This window comes from Bradyrhizobium sp. WSM3983, assembly GCF_000473045.1.
In the GTDB taxonomy this organism is placed as follows: domain Bacteria; phylum Pseudomonadota; class Alphaproteobacteria; order Rhizobiales; family Xanthobacteraceae; genus Bradyrhizobium.
Genome location: NZ_AXAY01000033.1, coordinates 17952 through 39112 on the forward strand (window position 1 = coordinate 17952; position 21161 = coordinate 39112).

6 protein-coding genes are annotated in these 21161 nt (G+C 62.2%); 2 read left to right on the forward strand and 4 right to left on the reverse strand.

Annotated features, from left to right (window positions below; all coding sequences use genetic code 11):
• Positions 1-716: 716 nt before the first annotated feature.
• Together YUA_RS0133880 and YUA_RS47270 are read right to left on the reverse strand one after the other, a co-directional pair.
• The gene (locus YUA_RS0133880) at positions 717-13997 is read right to left on the reverse strand and encodes a filamentous haemagglutinin family protein (RefSeq protein ID WP_027534665.1); all 13281 of its coding nucleotides are present in this window, start codon (positions 13995-13997) and stop codon (positions 717-719) included.
• A gap of 300 nt (positions 13998-14297) precedes the next feature.
• The gene (locus YUA_RS47270) at positions 14298-15104 is read right to left on the reverse strand and encodes a hypothetical protein (RefSeq protein ID WP_156947432.1); all 807 of its coding nucleotides are present in this window, start codon (positions 15102-15104) and stop codon (positions 14298-14300) included.
• Between the two features lie 292 nt (positions 15105-15396).
• Between YUA_RS47270 and YUA_RS0133890 the strand changes: the two genes are divergently transcribed.
• Complete coding sequence (locus YUA_RS0133890; protein ID WP_245285323.1) at positions 15397-16290, forward strand: glycosyltransferase family 2 protein; 894 nt, start codon at positions 15397-15399, stop codon at positions 16288-16290.
• A gap of 52 nt (positions 16291-16342) precedes the next feature.
• Entirely contained in the window at positions 16343-18553 is a 2211-nt protein-coding gene (locus YUA_RS0133895) for a glycosyl hydrolase family 28-related protein (RefSeq protein ID WP_027534667.1), read from the forward strand.
• A gap of 17 nt (positions 18554-18570) precedes the next feature.
• Here the strand turns inward: YUA_RS0133895 and YUA_RS0133900 are convergent, their stop codons facing one another.
• Together YUA_RS0133900 and YUA_RS0133905 are read right to left on the reverse strand one after the other, a co-directional pair.
• Positions 18571-20004, reverse strand: a complete 1434-nt coding sequence (locus YUA_RS0133900; RefSeq protein ID WP_027534668.1) for an MBOAT family protein — start codon at positions 20002-20004, stop codon at positions 18571-18573.
• Complete coding sequence (locus YUA_RS0133905) at positions 20004-21071, reverse strand: hypothetical protein (protein WP_156947434.1); 1068 nt, start codon at positions 21069-21071, stop codon at positions 20004-20006. The genes YUA_RS0133900 and YUA_RS0133905 overlap by 1 nt, the downstream gene beginning before the upstream one ends.
• Positions 21072-21161: the final 90 nt, after the last annotated feature.

Genomic DNA, 21161 nt, shown 5'->3' on the forward strand with positions numbered 1-21161 from the left:
GGCGTCCTGGCGTGGCGCAAACAGCAGACCGCAACCGGCCGAACGAACCCGGCCTCAATTCGATCGCGATCACGACCCGCCCGCTCTGCCCCATCAAGGGTATCAGCGGGTCCTCACGAGCCGTTCAGCAGCTTCCGAAGATGATCAATCTCGACACGGGTGACAGAAATCATCCTGATCAGGAGTTCGTTCTCCTGCCTCAACGTGTCGATCCGGCGAAAGCGGATGCTAGCATCTTGTCTTTCGCTCAGGTCGTATACTGTTGCACAGCTCTCGGACCGTACAGAATCCAAATCAAATCGTTCGCACGAACGAATTAAACGCATTGCCAGCCCCCAATAGGCCTCGCTTACTACTTCTTCCGTAGCCCCAGAGGAAACATCGAAGCGAGTGTCAGACCATCTAAAGGCGTTTCTTATCGTTACTGTGACTAAGCTTAAATAAAATTTAGAAACCGAATTAAAGATGGATTTCGATCATCCTGGGTGGCCCTGCGCGTGCCTAAATCTGGTTAACTTACCAACGACCGGCGATATTATTGCAATGTGATCCACGGAACATGCACGCCGTCGCCGGAGCTGCGACGAGATCACGCGGGTAAAGGCTCTGCCGACCGCCCGCCATTCCTGCGTCCTGACGACCTCGGCATGACCGTGCGCGGCGGCCAGTTGCAGCGCCGTGCCACCAGCAATGTCCCCAAGACGATCATCTGTCGATCAAGTTCCCCCATCATCCTTCTTGCGGCTATTGTCGGATGGGCCGTCCGAAGGCTTGTTCTCGTTGCCGGACGGCGCGTCCTGATTGTTGCCGCCATCACCGTAGCCGACAACTTCGACGATCAAGATCGTGGCCCGGTTTTGATTTCCGCCGCCCGCCGTCGGCGTGTCGGCGGATTTGGCTGCCGCCCCGGCCGTATTGGAGCCTGAGGTGAGCGCGCCGACGTTGACCGACACATTTGGCTGGGCCGTGATGGTGACCTGGCCTGATGCGGCGAGGTTATTGCAATTGAAGCATTGCTGGCTGTCGAGGAGCACGTCTCCCGACGAGCGAGCGCCGGCGTCACCAAGGTCGATGCTGCCGCGCGGCGTCAGCAGCCTGAGCGGCGACGCGGCCACTTTGGGCGAGGCTTGCAGGGTTCCGATGCCGGCTCCGCTGACATACCCACCGGGATCGACGGTCTGGTAGTCGTTGGAGTCGAACTGCACCTGCAGCGGCGGCTGCGATACGGTGGTCTTGGAGCCGCGGCCGGCGTCCAGATCACCATTGGAGGTCCACATCAGAATGTCACCGCCCTGCGTCGTGAGCACGCGGCTCGAGTTCACCTGGACATTGCCGTCAGTGAAGGACCGGATAGCGCCTCCGCCGAGGCTGAGGATGCCGAGATCGCGCAGCTTGAGATTCGGATTGGGCTCGATGGCGAGCGGCCCGACCAGGATCGACCCCCCCGGACCGAAGATGGAGATATCTCCACCCAACCGGGACTGAATGGTGGCGTGCAGCAGGTTGAGGTCGCCCGTCCTTACGAGTTGGGCCGGCTTCACGTCGGGATCGAGCGGGTTGTCGGTGTAGCCGAGGCTCGCCGGGAACATCGTATTGATCATCTTGAAGCCGATCGGATATTTTTCCGCGCGGGACAATTTGCTCGTCGCAACGGCATTCAGCTCGGCGAAGAACACTTGATCGACGAATACCTGCTTCAGATCCTGGCTAACCGGTGGAACCGGGAGCTTGTCGGCGTTGATGAACTCGTTCCAGGCATCCTGCTCGCTGCTCGTCGCGATACCGATCCGTGCGAGGAACGCTCGCAATTCGGTCAGATAGTTATGGTCTATGTTGGTTGCGTTGCTCGGATCGATATAGGTGTCAATCACAGCCTGATAGTCGGCACCATATTTGGCACCGAATAGCACGATGAGGTCTGCACCCTGGTTCGTACCGGCCTCGGCCGTCAGCAAGGTGTTGCGACGCGGATTGCTGATCGGGCCGTATAGCCCCGCATTGTAGAGGCCAACCGAGCCGCCGCTTGTGCGCTGGATATAGATGTCGCCGACCGGCGTCGTGCTGCCGTTTCCGACCGACGCGATGCCTTCCTGAACGACCGCCTGAGATGCGAGGTCATGTGCGGCGGGTAGGAACGGGCCGAGATTGCCGCCCGCCTGCACCACGAAGAATCCGGGACCGGCGACCTGCAACCCGCCGGCGTTGTTATAGCCGGTATAGTAGATATCGTTCCCGGCAACCACCGAGCTCACGTCGGAGGGATGGATGTTCTGCACGATCATGTTGAGATCGACGACATCGTGACCGGCGTAAATCTTGGTCGGTCGGTTGAACTCGGCGCGCTGGTATCCAGCAAACGCATCGCCCTGGTAACGTGCGCCGTAAGTTCCGGTCCCCTTGATATCGCCGGTCGCCGCATAGATCCGCGCCGTTGTATCCGTCGTATCGTCCTTGTGTGCCAGGACCGGATTGGTGCGCGCGCGGCTGTTGCTGTCGAGCAGGCCGTCGATGGCGAAGTTCGGCTGGAACGGATCGAAGGCGGCGTCCAGCAGCGCCGGACCGGCCGAGATGAACGGCCTGGGCGTGGAGTTGAGCAGGAAGGTGTTGTCCGGATAACCGAACGTCAGGTCGACGTTGTTCCTTGCCAGCAATTCGAACGTGCCCTGCTCGGATGGGCTCAGCACGATGCCGGGCATCGGGATGACCACACCGTTGACCTTGAGCGCCTGGGCTATTCCCGTCGTCACCAGGCTTCCGTTCAGGGCCAGCGCTTCGAAGCTCGCCGGGTATGTCGACGGCGCCGCGTTGACGATCGCGGCGGCGGTGCCGTCACGGATAGCGGTCGGGGCGATGCTGATCGTGAGGTCGCCGGTCGTGGCCACCGCCCTCACCTTGCTGTCGGGGCCGTAGGTCGTCATGTAGAGGGGCTGGGTCGGTGTCCCCTGCTCCAGCGGATTTGCGAAGGTCGGGCTCTGCGCGTTCAGCGCGGCGGGATTGATCACACCGGCTATCGCGATCGCCCCTGCCGTCACCGAAATCTGCCCGGTATCGACCGCCAGCAATGGCACGTCTGCGAGCTGAAGCTTGCTCGAGGCGAATCGGGAGATCGTTGCGTTCTGGCCGAGCGAACCGCCTGCGATGATGCTGGCGTGTCCGGAGCCTTCGTAGAACGAACCGCCAAGAATATCGCCGCCCGCGCGGACGACCATGTTGCCGCTGCCGTAGAGATGTGTGACCGGCACGCTATTCGCCGACAGGCCACCGCTGACGCGTCCCGTCGTCGGCAACGAGACCGAGACATCGACGAGGTTATGCCCAGCGGCGACTGTCACATTACCACCAGCGCTCAGAATGCCCTGGTCGAAGCTACCGTACTGGATCCACCAGGCCGTCTGCGACGCAATGCCGGTTCCTGACGGTGTGAACACGCCCGCGCCGTACAGGCTGACCGCCGCGCCGGACGCAGCGCTGTTGGCCGGCGTCAGCCCGGCAACCGCAAGCAGCCAGGGCTGGTAGTATTGCAAGGTCTTGTTGCCGCTGCCGCTGTAGCCGATGACGTCATGTTGCGCATCGATCGTCACATCGCCGCCATTCTGCGGGAACGCCGCCGCGGTCGGCGGGCCCCCATAGATGGTCGAGCCGGCAGCGATGGCAACGGCATCATTACCGTAGGTCAAGACCTGCGGCTCGAAGAAGCCGTCCGGATCGACGACGGTGAGCTTCGATCCTGCGGCTGTCGTCGTCACGCTGTAGGGGTTCGCTGCCTTTGCCGTGTTGACGCCAGCTGCATAGATCACGCCCGGTGCAGTCTGATCGGCTAATTTCACGTCCAACGCGGCCGCGACGTCGATGCTGCCAGTCCCCGTCCGCACCATGGTCGGGAGATTGACGGAAACCGAACTGGCCTGCGAGGTGACGTTGGCAACCAGAGCTCCCTGGGAGTAGCTGGTGTGCTGGTCGACGATGACACTTCCGGTCCCGTTACCGCCGTTGCCCTTCAATGCGTTCGCGAGCGAAATCGTCGCGACTGGATTGGCGCTGGGCGCGCTGGCATCGATGCCCGCGGCAAGCCGATAGGTCCAGGACGAGGGATTTACGATCGTCTCGACGTTTCCTTGGCTGCAATCGATCGTGCAGACGTTGAGGGAGTGCGGGAACAGATCCGCCACCGCGAGATCCTTGGCCGTAGGACTGATAACGTTGCCGCCTGCATTGTACGGCGCGATCGGGACGAGATCGGCGGACGCGGTGCTGAGATAGTACGGGTAATACGTCGCCTTGGACTTGTCGCCGATGGATCTGCCGTACTTGCTCACATAGGACGCCACCCAGTTCTGGTAATTGGGATCGAGATAATTGCCGGTCTGGAGGAAGCCGTCCGAGATCGAGGCGTTGACCTTGATGTCGTCCTTGGCGCGGAGCGTCAATGCGCCGGCATCAAGACCACCCCACGGCGTTGCCAACCGATAGATGAAATTTGCGTAGCTCTGAGCGGGATCGAAATATTGGAATGTCGCCCCAGTCAACGCGTTCGTTGCCGTCTGAAGACCTCCGACCTGCCATACCGCCGCGAGGTTCCAGTTGTCCTTGACCGTGATCGAGCCGGTGGAATTCACGAGCTCGACGCCCGGTTGGACGTGCACGACGTCGGCGCCAAGCTCCGACACCAGCGGCTGAAGGCGGTTGAACAGATTGTCGAAGCCGTAGCTCTTACCGCCAAAAGCCCAGGCCTGCTTGGTGAAGCTCCCATCCGCATTGCGGACGAGCCCACTGACGACTTGAGGCAACGTCGTCCCAAAGAATTTTCCGTTTGGAGTGTCCGGTACGAACGTCGCGCTTCCCAGGTTGCTCGGGTCGAATTGCTGGAAGACCCCGCTCGATTTCCACGCAAGATAATTCGGCGTGGCCGGCGTGAAGACGTTGTTTGCTGTCGTTCCCGCCAAGTTCGACCCTTGCGAAAAGCTGGCGGTAGCGTTGCCGGCGACGCCGAACGTGTTGGCTCCCAATCCGGTGAACGTGATGGTCGGAGCGGAACCTGTGTCGTAAGCCTTGTTTCCTTGGCTCGTGATGGTCACCGAAACGACCTGAAGCGAGCCGCCTGAAAGGCTGGTGGCCGCGCCTCCGATGGTCACACTCGTCGGAATGCTGGTATAGCCACTACCGGGATCGGTGATGGTGATGGTGATCACGCCGGCAGCATCGGTCGAAGCGGTGCCCTTGGCCGCTACGCCCCCGGGCGGCGTCGGGAATACAACCGGAATGCCGCTGCTATTGGCGGGCATCACCGAATTTGAGGGATTTGCCGCGTTCAGCTTCGGATTGAAGAAACCGGTCTGGTTGGCGTTGACCCCCATCACGGCCACGGCCGTTGCATTGGATCCTCCGCCGCCAGACACCACGCCAACGTTGGGTACAGCCCTGAACCCGATGTTCGTGGTGAAGCCGGAGATCTGCCAGCCGGTGATGTTCGTCCAGGCTCCGCTCGTCGCCAGGCTACCATCGGGATTGTACCACCCGGCCGGATCGATGATACCGGTCCAGCCGAGGGTGGAGCCGTCGAGACCAGCTGAACTGCTCGTCGTATCGAAGGCGACGTAGCTTTCAACGTTGACGGCGCGGGCGCCTTTGATCGTAAAGCCCTGGATAGTGGGCAGCTCGTTGCCTGCACCGTCGATCGCTGCGATTTTCGCGTCATCGTTGCCGTCGCGCGGCGCGCGGAACGTCACAGTGCCGCCGGACAGGCCCCCCTTCGAGCCGCCCGAGACGTCGATCAGAGCACCCGTCTGTAGCAAGATCTTCCCGCTCGCAGCCCAAGCGATTCCGATCGTGACGTCGCCGCCGCGCTCATCCGTGTGCGCCGTCGAGGCGTCGATCACGCTGCTGCCGGTCAGCAGGACCTGGTTGGCGCCATAGAGGGCCACTTGCCCTCCGGCCTGGCCGGTACCGTCGAGTGTCTTGCCTGCGTAGCCGCTGGCGTCGATCCGGCCGGCGATAATCACCTGGCCGAAGTTGGGATCGGACGGCTTAGCCGGGCTCGACCATGTCTTGTCATCCGCGGTCAGGGTGACCGCGTTGGCTTTGAGCGTATGCCCCTGCGCCAATACGAGGTTGCCGGTTCGGGTATGGATGTCGATCGCCCCTGTCACACCTCCCGTCAGCAGCGTGTCTGCAAGCGTGGTCAGGTCGACCGCGCCCTTGGTGTCCAGCTTGAAACGGCCACCCAGGCCGGATCCGCCGCCACCACGCAACACGCCGGCAAGATTTGCAGTGCCGCCCAGAGCCGCTACGTTGATCTCGCCGCCATATCCCTGTCCGAGTGCCGGCTGCGACACATCGACGATGCTGCCTGCAGCCGCCGCAACGTTGCCAGAGTCTGCCTGGAGCACGACCTTGCCGCCTGCCACATAGGTCGTGACGTCTACCAGCGTGCTAACATATCCGCCGGCCGCCAGACGCGCACCTGACCCGAGCCCGACATCCCCGGACGTTGCTTGGAGGGTGATGCTACCGGCCTGGGCCTGGATGATGCTGTCGACCGCGATGCTCGCGGCCTTGATCGTCACGCTGCCGTTAATCTCGGCGCTGTCGGTCGGCCGATCGGGAATCGGGCCGATCAATCCGCCATTGTCGAGGTTGAAATTGCCCGACGTAGAGAACGCAAAGGTTTTTCCGCCCGCGCCGCTGGCGCTCGCGACGAGAATGCTCGGCGTCGACACGTGTAGGTCGACTGCCTCTCCGGTGGCGCCAAGCGTCATGCTTCCCACGCCGGCGACAAGCAGTTGGTTGCTTGCATTCAGGTTGACCCCGCCAAAACCGAGAATTGACTGGTCGCCACCGCCAAGCACGATGTTCGCGGCATCAACCGTCAGCTGATAGCTGTTGTTGGCCGGCGATACCGTCTTGTCGTCGCTGGTCGTCGCGCTGCTGTTGATGAGCTGAACAGTGCCTCCACTGGCGACAGAAACGGTTGAGCTACCGGCGCCTTCGGCACGAACCACCTTGGCCGTGTCCAAGGTGAGGTTGGTAACCGCACCGGGGTTGTAGTCGCCAAACATCGTGATGACACCGGACAGAGACTTGAGCGACAGCGACTTGACGTCAGCAAATTGCTGGTTGAACAGCACCGCGCTCTTGTCGAACACCGGAACTGCCGGACCAAGGCCGATCGTTCGGGTGACAATGTTGAGTTGGCCGAGGTGAAGATCGTTGCTGTTGGCCACCACCGAACTGGTCGAAGCAGTCGCCTGCAGCGTAAGCACCTTGGAGGTGATGCTGACGCCGGATTCGATGGCAACCCTGCCGGCATCTGCCGGCAGAACGATCTCGCCGCCGACGACGCCCGCGGCGCGAGGATCGGCGGTTGCGGCGAACCGGATGGTCAGAGACTGGGGCGCCACACCGCTCGGGCCCGAGACCTTCAGCGTGCTGTCGTTGGTGGCGACAAACATCGCCCCGAGCCCGGTGGTCTGATAGGAGTAGTTCTGCAAGGCGCTCAAGCCGTCCGCGCCGATCGTTCCTCCGTGGCGATAGAGGCTCCCGTCGGGATTGGTCAGGAAGCTGCCGTCGGCGTTCTTCAGGAAGTAGCTGAGCTTGGAGAGGTCGGCTCCGGTGATCACCGTGCCGCTCGCATCGAGCGTACCGCCCAGCGCCGTCGCGATGTCCTGCGCCGTCGTCGCCTTGCCGTTCGACCCGGCGAAATCGGCCTTCGGATCAGCGAAATAGTACGACCGACCCGCGCCGGAGTTCACTGTCCCGGTCGCTTGCACGATGCTGCCTGCCGCAATCTTCACGACGCCGCTGGTCGGCGACGGGGCGTAGATCTGGTTCTCGATCGCGATCGTCCCGCCGGTACCCTGGGCATCCAGATCTTGGGGGACTCCCTGCAACTGGGTCGGCTTGGCGACCTGGGCGACCAGGAGAATTTCCGGCGCGGTCAAGGCTTCGCCATCGGTATCGACGAGAACGTTGCTCGCCGTCGGCGTGATCAGCGTGCCCTTCGACGTGTCGCTGCGCTGGCCGCCGATCAGGATACTGTCGAAACCGTTGAGCTGGGCAACGTCGAGGCCGACATAGCCGGCGGGGATGCCGCCCTTGGCATAGTCGGCATGCCCGACCACGGCGAGCTGCGGCGCACTGATGTCGAGTTCGCCGCCACGGCCCAAATTGCCGCTGCTATCGCGTCCCGGCTGCGTCAGGGCAACGCCGTTGAGCAGGATGGTTTGCTGCGCGATCACCGAAAGGCGCCCTGCGTCCATCGGCAGGCGCGGCACCACAGCGTTCTGTTTCCTGGCGAGCTGTGTGAAGAAACTGTTGGCGCCATTCAGGCTGAACTCACTGTACTGCTTCCAAACCGTTTCGGTCTGGATGGCAAACAGCGATGAACCGGACGATTGCTTTCCGGGAACCGTCGACTGGGTGTAGTTGCCGCTGACGAGTACCGTTCCGTCGGGCAGCTTCGTGCCGTTGGCGACCCTTCCCGCGGTATTGTCGCCGTAATAGACCACACGCATCGCACCTGGCAGGGTCGCATAATGCGCGGGATAAAGTGTATAGGTGCCCGCCGGGATGCCGTTGCCGCCCGCTATGGTGATCTGGGTCCCCGGCAATGGAATGGTGTCGCCCGGTGCCGTGCCGTTGCGTGCGGTGGCGAAGTGAATGTCGAATGCGGCGATTGCGTCGCTGGTCGACGGCACCAGAGCATACACCGTCTGTCCGGCCGGTGTCGTCGTCAGCGTGTCACGCGAGCCGCCTCGACCCTGGATCCACTCCATCGCCTGCAAGTCGCCACCACCGCGCAGATCGATCGTCGAACCGTCGCCCCGAACGACATTCGTTCCCGCAAGCACCAATCCCTTGGAGGGAGGTGTAGCCAAAGGATTGACGCTGGCGTTGTAGTACCAGGCCGCGCCATCCGACGTCGCTCCGTATGGCACGACGGTGTCGGCAAGGCTGACCGACGTCAGGCTACCGGCGCCGAGAGTGACCTGCGAGGTTATGATCGACGAGACGGTGGAATCGAGATTTCCCAGCGTGATCTTGCCGAGCGGCGCGAACAAATTGCCGTTCTGAAGAATGGTCGAAGCCCAAACGGTCAGGCTGCCTCCCGCCGAAAGCGGGATCTGCGTATGGCTGTCGGCCGGGGCTGCGAACGTCACCTTGCCAGGCGTCTGAATGGTGAAATCGACCGCCGAGATCGGATAGATGCGCTGGGCGGAGAGCAAGAGGTCACCGCCGGCGACCAGCTTCCCGGCAAATCGTGACGCGTCGAGCGTGGCGCCCGCGTTGCTGGGATCGGCCACGCCGTCGACTACTTTGGGCGTGCCCAGACGAAGATCACCCGAGCTCTTCAATGCGACGTTGCTGAAGCCCTGGAAGGCCGCGCCCACGACGTCGATCGTCTGACCCGTGACGGTCAGGCTGCCTTTGCCGGAACTTGCGCCTCCGCCTCCTCCGGTCAGGAGCACATAGGGCGCGTCGATCTTGACGTCGGACGCCTGGTTCGAAGCGACGCCGATCGTCGAGGCTGCGATGTGGAGCCGGTTCGCAACGTCCCAGGTGAAGGTGCCGTTGGCACCCGGCAGGATCGAAAGCACGCCCAGCGCCGGTACCGCAACTGATCCGTAGAAATTGCCGGGCAGATCATTGAAGATCCGCGCCGCGCCGCCGTACGCGGATCCGCTGTAGAGATAGATGTTATCGAAGGCGGCGAGAGCGTCGTTGGAACCCGAGCCGGAGGGCGCGCTCGATCGACGGACCGACGCGTAGATGACGTTGTCGAATTTCGCAAGCGACGGGTTGCTCGCGAGCGTCGGCAAATTGCCTGACGCGCTAGGCGTTCCGACCGCGTTCAAGGCGTCGATCACGGGCTGCGAGTCCTGCGCCAGCGTGACGTTGCCACCACCCAGGAGGATCGTCCCGCCGTTCGCGCGCGAATCGCTTTGTCCTGTCGTCGGCGACACGCCTCCCTTGGCGAGGAAGCTCCCGCCCCACAACAGCGCGCCACTGTTGATGCTGACCGTGCCGGCGTCGCTCCAGGACCAGACCGACGACGTCGCGCCGGAGTTCGCGATCTGGATTGCACCGGCATAGCCCGAGACGTCGACCACCGCCCCGCTCTCGGCCACGACATAGCTTCCCGACAGCGACGGGTTGGCCGTCGTCGCTGGATCGGCGGCATCGACGGAGAAAGTGCCGCCTGCCAGCAGCATTCCGCTGGCCGCAACCGCGTTGACCGTGCCGAAGCCATAATTGGCGACGACGGTCCCCGACAGGTCGATCCGCGCCTGCGAGCCGAGCCAGGTCTTCTGCGCGTTGATCGACACCGTGCCGCCGTGATCGGTGATGCGGCCGAGCAGCAGAACCTGGGAAGCAGCGGTCGCCTGTTCAGAACCACCCTTGAAATTCGGACTTCCGGTGATCGTGATCTTGGCCTTCGGATCCGTCTCGATCGATGCGCCCTGATCGAGCAGGATATTGTCGGCCTTAAGAGTGAGATTCACAGGCTGGCGCAGATTGTCGGGCAGCGACGCGGTGACGGTCGGCTTTCCGCCGGTCGGGACCTGGCTGAAGTCGGCAAAGCTCGACAGATTCTGCTGCTGCAGCTTCACGCCCGTTCCGGCCGACACAATGATGCGCGCGGACGCACCGGTCCAGTCGTCGGAGATCGACTGCAACGTGTACGAGCCGAAACCACCATCGTTGAACAGCGACACCGGCACGACTGACGGCTTGCCGTTGATCCAGATCGAGGACGCTTCGCCCGTTTGCAGCGCGCCACCGATCCGCAGCGTGTCGACGCTGCCCAGCGTCAGGCTGCCGTTGTTCTCAAACCCGTAACCGCGCAGCGCACCGTCGAGTTGGATCGTGGCCACGGATCCCGACGTCGGACGGATGGGCACTCCCGATGCGCTCGGTTCGACAAACTCGTAACCCTGATAGATCTTGAGCGAAATGCTTCCGGCTTTGCCGGCCCGGATGCCAGCCGAGGTGGTCTTGGGCTTTCCCTGCGGGGAGATGTAACCGCCGCTCGAAACGTCGAGCGAGCTGCCAGCCGCGAGCTTGATGCTGCCGGTCGTATCCTTAATTCCATTGCTGTTCTTGTTTGTCGTGAGCGAGATGCTGCCGCCATCGATGAAAGCGGGTCCGGCGCCACTGTTGTCGAAACGACCGGTGTCGTTGACGAACCGTCCGCTGACGTCCAGTGCTCCCTCGACATAGATGTTGGCGGCAAGGATGCCGCCCGACGTGGCGGTGGGCGCCTTGAAAAAGTGAGAAAACTCGCCGCTGGCCAGGTTGAGTTGATCCGTGGTCAGTTTGATCTTGCCGCCATTCGCCGTGACGTCGCCGGCAACGTCGATCAGCCCCGCGGTCACCGAAAGTGAGCCGCCCGCGGCCAGACTGAGCGAGCTTCCCGACGTGAGCGCGAAGTCGTTCGACTTCACTGTCAAGGCGCTCAATCCGTAGCCCGACAGGGTATCGGCCAACAGCGTCGTCTGAACCTGGCTCTGGCTCGCGAAATTATTGGAGCCACCTGCTCCGATCACGACGCTGGACGGCGTCGTGAGAGCCAGGGACCCCTGCAAGGGCAATTGTCCGGAGGCGATCTGCCGATCGCCCGCGACCGAGCCGAAGAACGTCGTTCCCTGCAACGATGCTGTGACGGTCGTGACGGTCAGGCTGCCGGCGTCGTGCCCCTCGGCATAGCCGGCCACGTTTTGTGTCGTCCCGGTGTACCAGGTCTCCTTCACGTTCCAGTGCGAATGGTCCACTGTGAACTGACCGGCAAGTCCGACATAGGTCATGTTCGGATCGGCCTTGTCCATGCTGTAGATGCGACCGTCCGCGCCGATCAATCGCGTCAATGGCACCGTGCCCGGCAGGAACTTGACGCTCCCGCCTGCGACGTTGATCACCGATCCTGCGCTCTGGGTCACGCCCGGAAGCCCGCCACTGGGCGGCGCGACGAGATCGGTCGTCAGAGCGACTGTCCCGCCGGTGGTCATCAGCTGGTCGATGCTGCGACCGACCTTGGCCACATATCCGCTGGCGTCCGCCAGAGGCGTGCCGACCCATGTCGTCTGGTCGCTGCGCGTGCCCGAGGACCTGATGTCGAAATAAAGCGTCTGGCCAAACAGCGCGCCGTTGCGCTGCAGCGGCATGTCGGCGAATTCGAGCCCGCGTGGCTGGAACGAGACATAATTATAGCTGGCAGGCAGCTCCACGTTCTCCAAACCGGCGACGTCGATCGTGGCGCCGGGCTGCAACAGCACCTGCTGACCGGCGATGCCCGCCTGGATGTTGCTGGCCGTCGCATCCAGTCCACCCTGGGTGAACATCGTTCCCGATGTGAACACGGCGGAGTTGGCGCTGCCCAGATTGATGGCACGGAGCGCGACATAGGCGGACGGAGCTGAAATGAGCGCATCGGAACCGAGCGTGACCGCAGCCTGTGCGGACATCTCGATATAAGCCGGCCGGAACGACTGGACGGTGCTGCCGGTCGTCGATCCGCTAGATAGTTGCGTGCCGTCGTTATAAGGCAGGCTGCTGATGACGCCGTTCATATCGACGCTGGTCGCCGCGCGCAGCAGCACCAGGCTGTTGCGGCCGATGCTGGTATCGGCGGAGATCACGCCGCGCACGAGGTTGCCGTCAGCGCCGTGCACGAGCTGGCTGGAGGGATCGGTGGGATCGGCATGCAGGCTGCCGATGGTGATCCGGTCCCCTTCCATGACGGTGTTGCCGCGCGGTGTTTCGATCAGGCCCTCGTGCCTGACTTGCCCCGTTCCCGCCAAATAGCTGAAGCTGGTCGGATACCCTTCCGGGATGCCCTTACCGGCCTCCGCGTAAGATGCCGCAAACGGCGAAATCCTGAACTCGGTGCCGTTCATCGGGAGCTTGGTCTGACCCGTTGCGTCGTCCGGATTCAAGCCGACCACGGATGTCGGCAACACCGAGTAGCCGTGGGACACGAGATCGATGGCGCGCGCGGCCACCAGCGCAACCTCGCCGGCCGGCGAGCTGAGCCGTCCGGCATTGGTCACGTTGGCGCCGAACAGGTAGATGAAGCCGGGATCATCCAGGCTCACCACGGAGGTCGTGATCGAGGCGCCGGGGGCGACGACGATGTCGCCGCCGATCTTCGTGGTCTGAGCTCCCATCTGGTCATCGAAGATCGAAAAGGAGTTGGGAGGGCTTGCGCCGGCGATGCCGCTCTTGACGAAGAAATCGTCGCGCTGTTCCCGGGTATTGCCGAGCTTGCCGACATCGAGCGTCGATGCGATCAGCGAATGCGTGTTGATCTGCGATCCGGCACCGAAGATAATGCCGTTGCGATTGATGACGTAGACCGTACCGATCGCGTTGATATGACCGAGAATCTGGCTGGGAGATCCGGTCGGATCGGTCACCCGGTTCAGGGCGATCCAGTCGGTTCCGGACTGATTGAAGTTGACGGTCGTCTTGGCACCGACGTTGAACGTCTGCCAGTTCAGGATCGCTCTCGATTGCGTCTGCGTGATATCGACGGTCACGCCGGAGGCGGTGGTCGTTTGCATCGGCAAGCCCGCGGCAAGCCAAGTCGTCGTTGTCCCGTTCTTGAGGTCCGCCTTGATTCCGGCCAGTGGATCGTCAGCCGTGCCGCCACCCGGCAGAAGCCCGCCTACGCCGAGACCGTTCCGAACGGACGACGCCGACGCTGCGGCCTGCGCGGCGGCAGCGGCATCTTGCTGCACCTTCCGCGCTGCAGCCAGCGCCGCGGCGGCACGTGCGAGCGAAGCCTGAGCCTGGTTCGCCGCCCCCGCGGCCTGTTGTGCGGCGGCCATCGCCGCCTGCTGTGCGGCCGCCGTCGCCGAGATCGCGCTGCCGGCGGACGTGAGGTCTCGCGCTTCGCCGGGACCGGTCAGCATCAGGACCAGCAGGCTGGCGCTGCCCAGCAGCGACTTGTTCAGAGCGCGACGAAATCCGCCTTGAGGCAGGGGGAGATTGGGACTGGTCACGGTGCGATCGACTCCTCATGGCCGGACTCGAACACGCCGAGAGACCACATGCGGTACGCGCGCCCCTGAGAGGCCGCAGCTTTGCACCGCCTTTACCGATTATTTACTAACATAATCATGTCGGAAATGTATCGTTGTACAACATTTAACATTTCTCGAGTTACATGATTAAGATGACTCGGTCAACGAGTGCGACGATTGAGCGCATGATATCGATTTGATCGGTCGATCAAAATCGTCAATCCCGCTACGATCGGGGAGCGTCCGATCGGCAGCCCCGCGGCGTTTCGGCGCGCGCTTTTACCGAGACCAGAACTTCTGAAATGGATTGACCTGTGGCGCCGCCGGCGGCTGTGGTCTGACGATGTTGATCGGAGCGACTGCCGTTGACGGCTGTCCGATCGCCGCCGGAGGAGTGGGAACAGGCGGGGCTACGGCGGCGACGTCTCGCTTCGGAACAGAGCGAGGGAATTCGAGAGCGGTGCTCTGCGGACCCTTGTCCAGCTTGGCGCGATAAGGCGACAGCTCACGCAGGACCCAGCCTTGGTGACTGTCGCCGATCTTGAGCTTGACGGAACTGTTGTCGGCCGAATTGACGAACAAGCCAAGGCTTTGTCCGCCCTCACCCACCACTGTGCCGATCAGCGTTAGCTGCAGCTTTTCCGGCTCCGGCGGCCGCGGGAGTGGGGGCGGCGCAGGCGGAGCGGACGGCGGAGCCTTTGCCAGCGGCGCGAGGTGCCGCGTCGGAGAAAACAACGGCCGCTCCCTTGTCGCCTTCAGGTTCAGCACCGGGATGGTCCATAGCGGATTCGGGCTCGTGTCACGCTCCGCCTGGGGCGTTGGAGGTGGGGCCGCCGGCTTCGGAAACGGCACTGGCGACGCAAGCGCAGGAGGCGGCACGGGCGAAGGAACATCCTGAAAATGGTCGATCATCACCGGTGCGGTGAAGAGCTGAGCTGCTGCTTCTCCCGAGATCGCAATTGGCACGAGGCTACCGACGAGCACAACGGCCCAGCATGCCATCGGTCTGCTGGCGCACTGCCCTCGCCCGAACATTTCCTCGAAGGCCCAACTGCGCGGCTCAGAAAATCGCTCGCCCAGGCTCATCTGACCAATCGTCCTCGCGTTTGAATCTGCTCCAGAGGCGACGAGCAGCCACGCTCAACTGGCCAGAGGAGGCTACTAACTCCATTCGTTGTTACTTTTGTGACAGCAGTGTCGATCCGCCGGGCGAAAATCCTGTCACTCTCGAGATACGTCACCAAATGGTCAAGCACGAATGTTAGGGCGTCCGTCGTGTCCTTCATCCACCATCGGCCCTCCAGTGGCAGACGCCGGGCGTTACAACGCGCCTGTGAGAAACCATGTGTAACATGATATGAATCTGGCGGTTGTTATATTGACACGCAACGAAGAGCGACACATCTCGCGCGCCCTCGCCTCCGTCGCGGGGATCGCCCGTGAGGTATTCGTCATCGACAGCCTCTCGACCGACCACACCGTCGACATTGCTCGGGCTGCGGGCGCGACCGTCATCCAGCACGAGTTCATCAACTACGCCAGACAATTTCAATGGGCTCTGGACAACGCACCGATCACTGCGGAATGGATCATGCGCCTTGACGCCGATGAGGTGATCGAAGCCGATCTCGCGGCGACCATTCGCGAGGAGCTTCCGAAGCTCGCGCCGGACATCGCCGGGGTCAATCTCAAGCGCAAGCACATCTTCCTCGGCCGCTGGATTCGCCATGGCGGCCGCTACCCGCTCGTGCTCCTGCGCATCTGGCGCCGCGGCCAGGGTCGCATCGAGGACCGCTGGATGGATGAGCACATCATCCTATCAGGCGGTCGGGCCGTAACTTTCGAAGGCGGTTTTGCCGACTGCAATCTCAACGACCTGACGTTCTTCATCGACAAACACAACAAATATGCGACGCGCGAGGCGATCGACGTCATCAATCAACGTCGGCAGCTGTTTCGGCGCGACGTCGACCTCGTCACCCAGGAAGGTTCGCGGCGCGCGGCTGTTACGCGCTGGATCAAGGAAAATATCTATAATCACATTTCCTATCGGATTAGCGCGCCCGGCTATTTCCTGTTTCGCGTGATCTTCCAGCTCGGATTTCTCGACGGAAAAGAAGGCCTCGTCTATCACGGGCTCCAAGGCCTCTGGTACAGGTTCCTGGTCGGAGCAAAGGTGGAGGAGTTGGAACTTGCGATTTCAGGCATCGAGGATCCCCAACTGATACGTGCCGAGCTCCGCCGCCTCACCGGCCTGGCGATCGACGGTTGACAGGCGAAGACACCTTGCCGCCGGATACGCGTGCCGGCTGAAGACAATCGATATGCTGGCCAGACTCTTCTTGTCTTTGATCATCATGCTGCTCCTCGCGGCGAAGCCGGTGAGCGCGCAGCCGGTGATATTCTGGTTCAACGATCCCGTTGGACCCGACGAGACCATTCTCGTCACCGGTGCCGAACTCGATGCCGTCACGGCGGTCACCGTCTCCCGCGAGCCCGACGCCGGCACGGCCTCGCCGGCCCCCGTGGAAACCGCCGTCGAAATCCTTCAGGCAAATCCGCAATCGTTGAAGGTGGTCGTGCCCGCGCAGTTCGCGTCGGGCATCTATCTGATGACACTGCGTTATGCCGAGGGATCGATCACGATCAGCGTCAACAGGCCAACGGTGTATTGGACTCAGGGCCAGCTCGGACAATCCACGGTGCCCGGCGGCTGGCTGCAAGTCTTCGGTCGCAACATCGTGCGACATCCGGGCCGCGCCCGCCTGCTGCTGGTTCCGGAGGCCGGCGGAGCCGCTGTGACCGCGGTGCTGGCCGAGGGCGGAATGTGGCGCGCCCGGTTCCAGATTCCGGGTCCAACCCCGCCCGGCTCGTATCGCCTGCGGCTGTTCAACGGCGACGGCAGCAACAGCGGATGGAGTGATGCCGGCCAGGTGATCATCCAGGCAATCGGACCGGACACGCCGCCGCAGGAATTCGACGTGCGCGCCTTCGGCGCGATTGGCGACGGCCGCAAGGACAACACGTCCGCGTTCAGGAAGGCGATCGAGGCGGCGCGCGACAATGGCGGCGGAACCGTCTACATCCCACGCGGGCGCTATTTGATAACGGAAGGCCTGGTTCTTCCGCCAACGATCACGCTCCGGGGCGAGCGGACCGATCTGGTCAATCTGGTATGGCCCGATTTCGAAAGCCCTCCCGATTCCCTGATCAAGGGAGCATCGAGCTTTGCGATCGAGGACCTGACGATATATGCATCAAATCACCTGCACGTCGTATCGGGCGGTTTCGTGCAGGGAGATTTCGCGGCACCAAATGCGTCCGATATCGCGATCCGGCGGGTGAGGATTCGTGCGGACGCGTTTCGTGGCCTGATGACGCCAGAGCAAACCTACAAGCGGATGGCGGATTGGCACCGCATCTTTCCGGGGTCGTCCGCCCCTGTCTCCATACGACTGAGCGGCAAGCAACTCGAGGTGACCGACTGCGACGTCGTCGGATCCGGCAGCTCGCTCCTGCTGTTCAAGGCGAGCGATGCCACGGTCGTAGGCAACACGCTGGGTAACGGCCGGAATGGCAATTACTCCATCATGGGCTCCCGTCGCGTGATCTTCGAGAACAACCGGATCACCGCGATCGACCTCCAGGCGACCGGCGGGGCCATCAGCACAGTCTCGAACTGGATCGCGTCGTCGGAAAACGTGTTCTTTGGCGGCAACGCGATCATGGGCATATACGGATGGGACCGCGAGGCATTGACCACAGATGGCCCTGCCGGCTTCTATTTCGGTCACGCGCAGACCTCCAGCAAGGACCGGCTTACGCTCCTTGACGAGTGGAAGGGCACTCCGGTCAGCCCCGAATGGGCGGGCGCCTTGCTCATGGTCGTCGGCGGTCGCGGCGCAGGGCAGCATGCCCGAATCCTGGCGCCGCAAAAGACGACCGTTACGCCGCAAAGCGAGATAACTCTCGACAGGCCACTCGCCGCAGCCCTGGACAGCACATCCCTGGTCACGATCGTTCAGGCCCAGCAGAACTACTTGATCATCGGCAACACGTTCGAGGACACCGGAGTGGCCGCCCAGAGCTTCGGCACCGCGATCGGCCATGTGATCGCGGACAATCGCGCCACGCGAAGCAGCGGGTTCTTCGCAATCGGCCTGTCGTACGGTCATCTTCAGCCGAGTTGGCAAGTTCAGTTGCTCGGCAACCGCATTATCGAAGGAAATGTCTATCGCGCCGGGCCCGCCCGCGAGGCGTTCTCCGAAGAAGCCGCGATCGGTGTTCACGCCTATCAGACGGAAAGCCGGCCCGGCTGGCCACCGCTGGCCCGCGCCATCATCATTCGCGGAAACAAGCTCGAGGAAGATGCCCATATCGAGCTCAAAGGTTTCTCCTCCGCATCGCCCGGCATCCGGGACGTCGTCGTCGAAGCCAATGCCATCGGGCCATCGCGCGTCGGACTGCAAGTCGACGGCGGCGTCGCCACATCGCTTTCGAGGCGAAACGACATCAGGCCGCGGATCGGGAGGTAGCCGGCGGGGCCGTCGCGTCAGAACTGAAAATAGATGAACTCGAGGTGGCCGAAAACACCGAACAACAGGATATAATAGACGATTGCGATGCCTGCGCCTGTCGAGACCCAGCGCCGGCAGCCAAGCGCCTCCAGACGCCCGGCCCGGAATGCAAGGTGAAAATCGACGACGAGAAGTACGGTCAGCGAGATCATCAGCATCATCATCTCGACGCTGGCCAGATTGAGCATCTTGAACGTAAAATAAGATACGGCGCCGAGCTGCGTCATGCTTTGCAGCGCATCGATCGCGTTCGCGATGCTCGATGAGCGGAAGAAGACCCATCCAACGAGCACGACGATCATCATCCAGCACCAGCCGATGAGCCGCCGCGCCGGCGCCGCCAGCCAGATCTCCGGTCGGACAAGCCTGATCACGGCGCGCTCGATCACAAGGCCCGCGCCGTGAATCGTCCCCCAGGCGGCAAACGTCCAGGCGGCGCCGTGCCAGATGCCGGAGACGACGAATACGATCATGAGATTGCGCGCAACGCTCAATTCCCCGCCGCGGCTACCCCCGAGAGGAATGAACAAATAGTCCCGGAACCAAGTCGACAGAGAAATGTGCCAGCGGTGCCAGAACTCCTGCAGGCTGGTCGCAAAATAGGGCTGGCGAAAGTTGATCATGAGATCGACGCCCATGATCCGTGCCGTTCCGCGGGCGACGTCCGAATAGCCGGAGAAATCGCAGTAGATCTGGATTGCAAACAGAACCGCAGCGACGATCTGATAGGTCCCGGCGTAGTCCGCGGGGCTTGTATAGATGCTATTGACCGCGGGCCCGATCGCGTCGGCGATGCACATCTTCTTGAACAGTCCCCACCCCACCAGGAACAGACCAGAGGTGAGATTGTCGTAGGTGAGCCGATGCCCGATACGGAATTGCGGCAACATGTGCGCGGCCCGCTCGATCGGTCCGGCAATCAGTTGCGGGAAGAAGCTGACATATTGGGCATAGGTGAGGAAATTGTGCTCCGCCTCGACGCGCCGATGGTAGACGTCGAGCGTATAAGAGATCGACTGAAACGTGTAGAATGAGATTCCCAAGGGAAGCACCAACCCCAGCGTCTCGTGCGACAGATTGTAGCCGAGCAGTCCCATGACACCGATCGCGTTGGTGATCATGAAGTCGAGGTATTTGACGGTGCCGAGGATGCCGAGGTTGATCGTCAATGCGGTCAGCATCGCGGCTCGCCGTGCCGCCTGAGATCGGCTTCGCACCATCACGACTGCAGTCGTGTAGTCGACGACCGTCGTCAACGCCAGAAGCAACGCGAAGGACGGCCTCCAGCTCATATAGAATACATAACTCGCGACCAGAAGGGTGTACGGCTGGAGGCGGGTCGGCGCCGTGAAGAAGACCGCCAGGAAGGCCGCGAAAAAGGCGACGAACTCGAAGGAGTTGAACAGCATCAGAACGCCTGATGCTTCTTCAGCAGCGCCGCGAGCTCCGCCGTGTAGATCGACCGCCCTCGTGGATTGAGATGCACGGGATCGGCGAAAAACCGGGTGGGATAGGTGAAATAGTCCGGACCGATGACCCGCACCAACGGCGAGGAGTTCAAGACGACAGTGTCGCGATCGGCATCCGTAGCGGGCGCCGCAGCGAACTCGCGGTCGCGGTGATAACCGGGAACCAGCAAGACCTTGAAGCCGTACTGACTGGCAAGCTGCATCAACCGATCGCGCACCAGCGAACGGGCTGGCACTTCTCGCGCGTCGATCTGCCGCGACCGATCCGATGGGATCGCGAAGTCGTCCGGGAGCGCGTCATTCGCGAAATGACTTTGCCACCGGATGAAATACCAGCCGCGATCAACGATCATCTGATCGATCTGGGCCCCGGTGTAGCGAATGCCCTCAGCAAATCTGAAACGGTAATTGTAGGCAAAAAGCACCACGTCGCGCGGAAACGCGCGAAAGGGCAGCAGCGCATTGATCAGCTTGTTGTCGTCGCGAAGCAACGCGAAACGCGGAGCGGGCTCGGCCTCGTCGCCCCATGGGTAGGTCAGAAGGACGTGCGTCGGAACATTACCTTGAGCCAGCGCGGCCTCGAGCTGAGGCAGGAAGCGTCGCTCGGCCGGCAAACCCATATTGTAAGATCGAACGCCTTCGCCGAAGGAGTTGTCGAACTCACCCGGGTAGAAGCCCGTAATGACCCTGCTATCGCCGAATATCATGATCCGAACGCGATCGCTTGGCCCGAACATCTGTTGCTTGACGAAGCGACCCGACTTGGCCGCGTAGATGGCCATCGCGCCGGACTGAATCTCCGGCAGCAGAGCATGCAGGCCGTAAAGGATCAGCCAGATGAGCAGCAATAATCCGACAAACGTAACAGTCGGACGACGCCAACGTGCGGATCCGACTGCGCTAACCGCGCTGCTACGGGCCACCGGTCCATCCGAACCGATCTCTGTGAACGCCATCACCGCCTGCCCTTGATACCAGAATCTGGAAAACACCAGACCGCCGAACAACTATTCGTCGTGAACGCACGGTCGGACGTATGTCACGTGGTTAGCAAGCCAATGTAACACTTGAATGATGTTATTCATGAGAGATCGAGA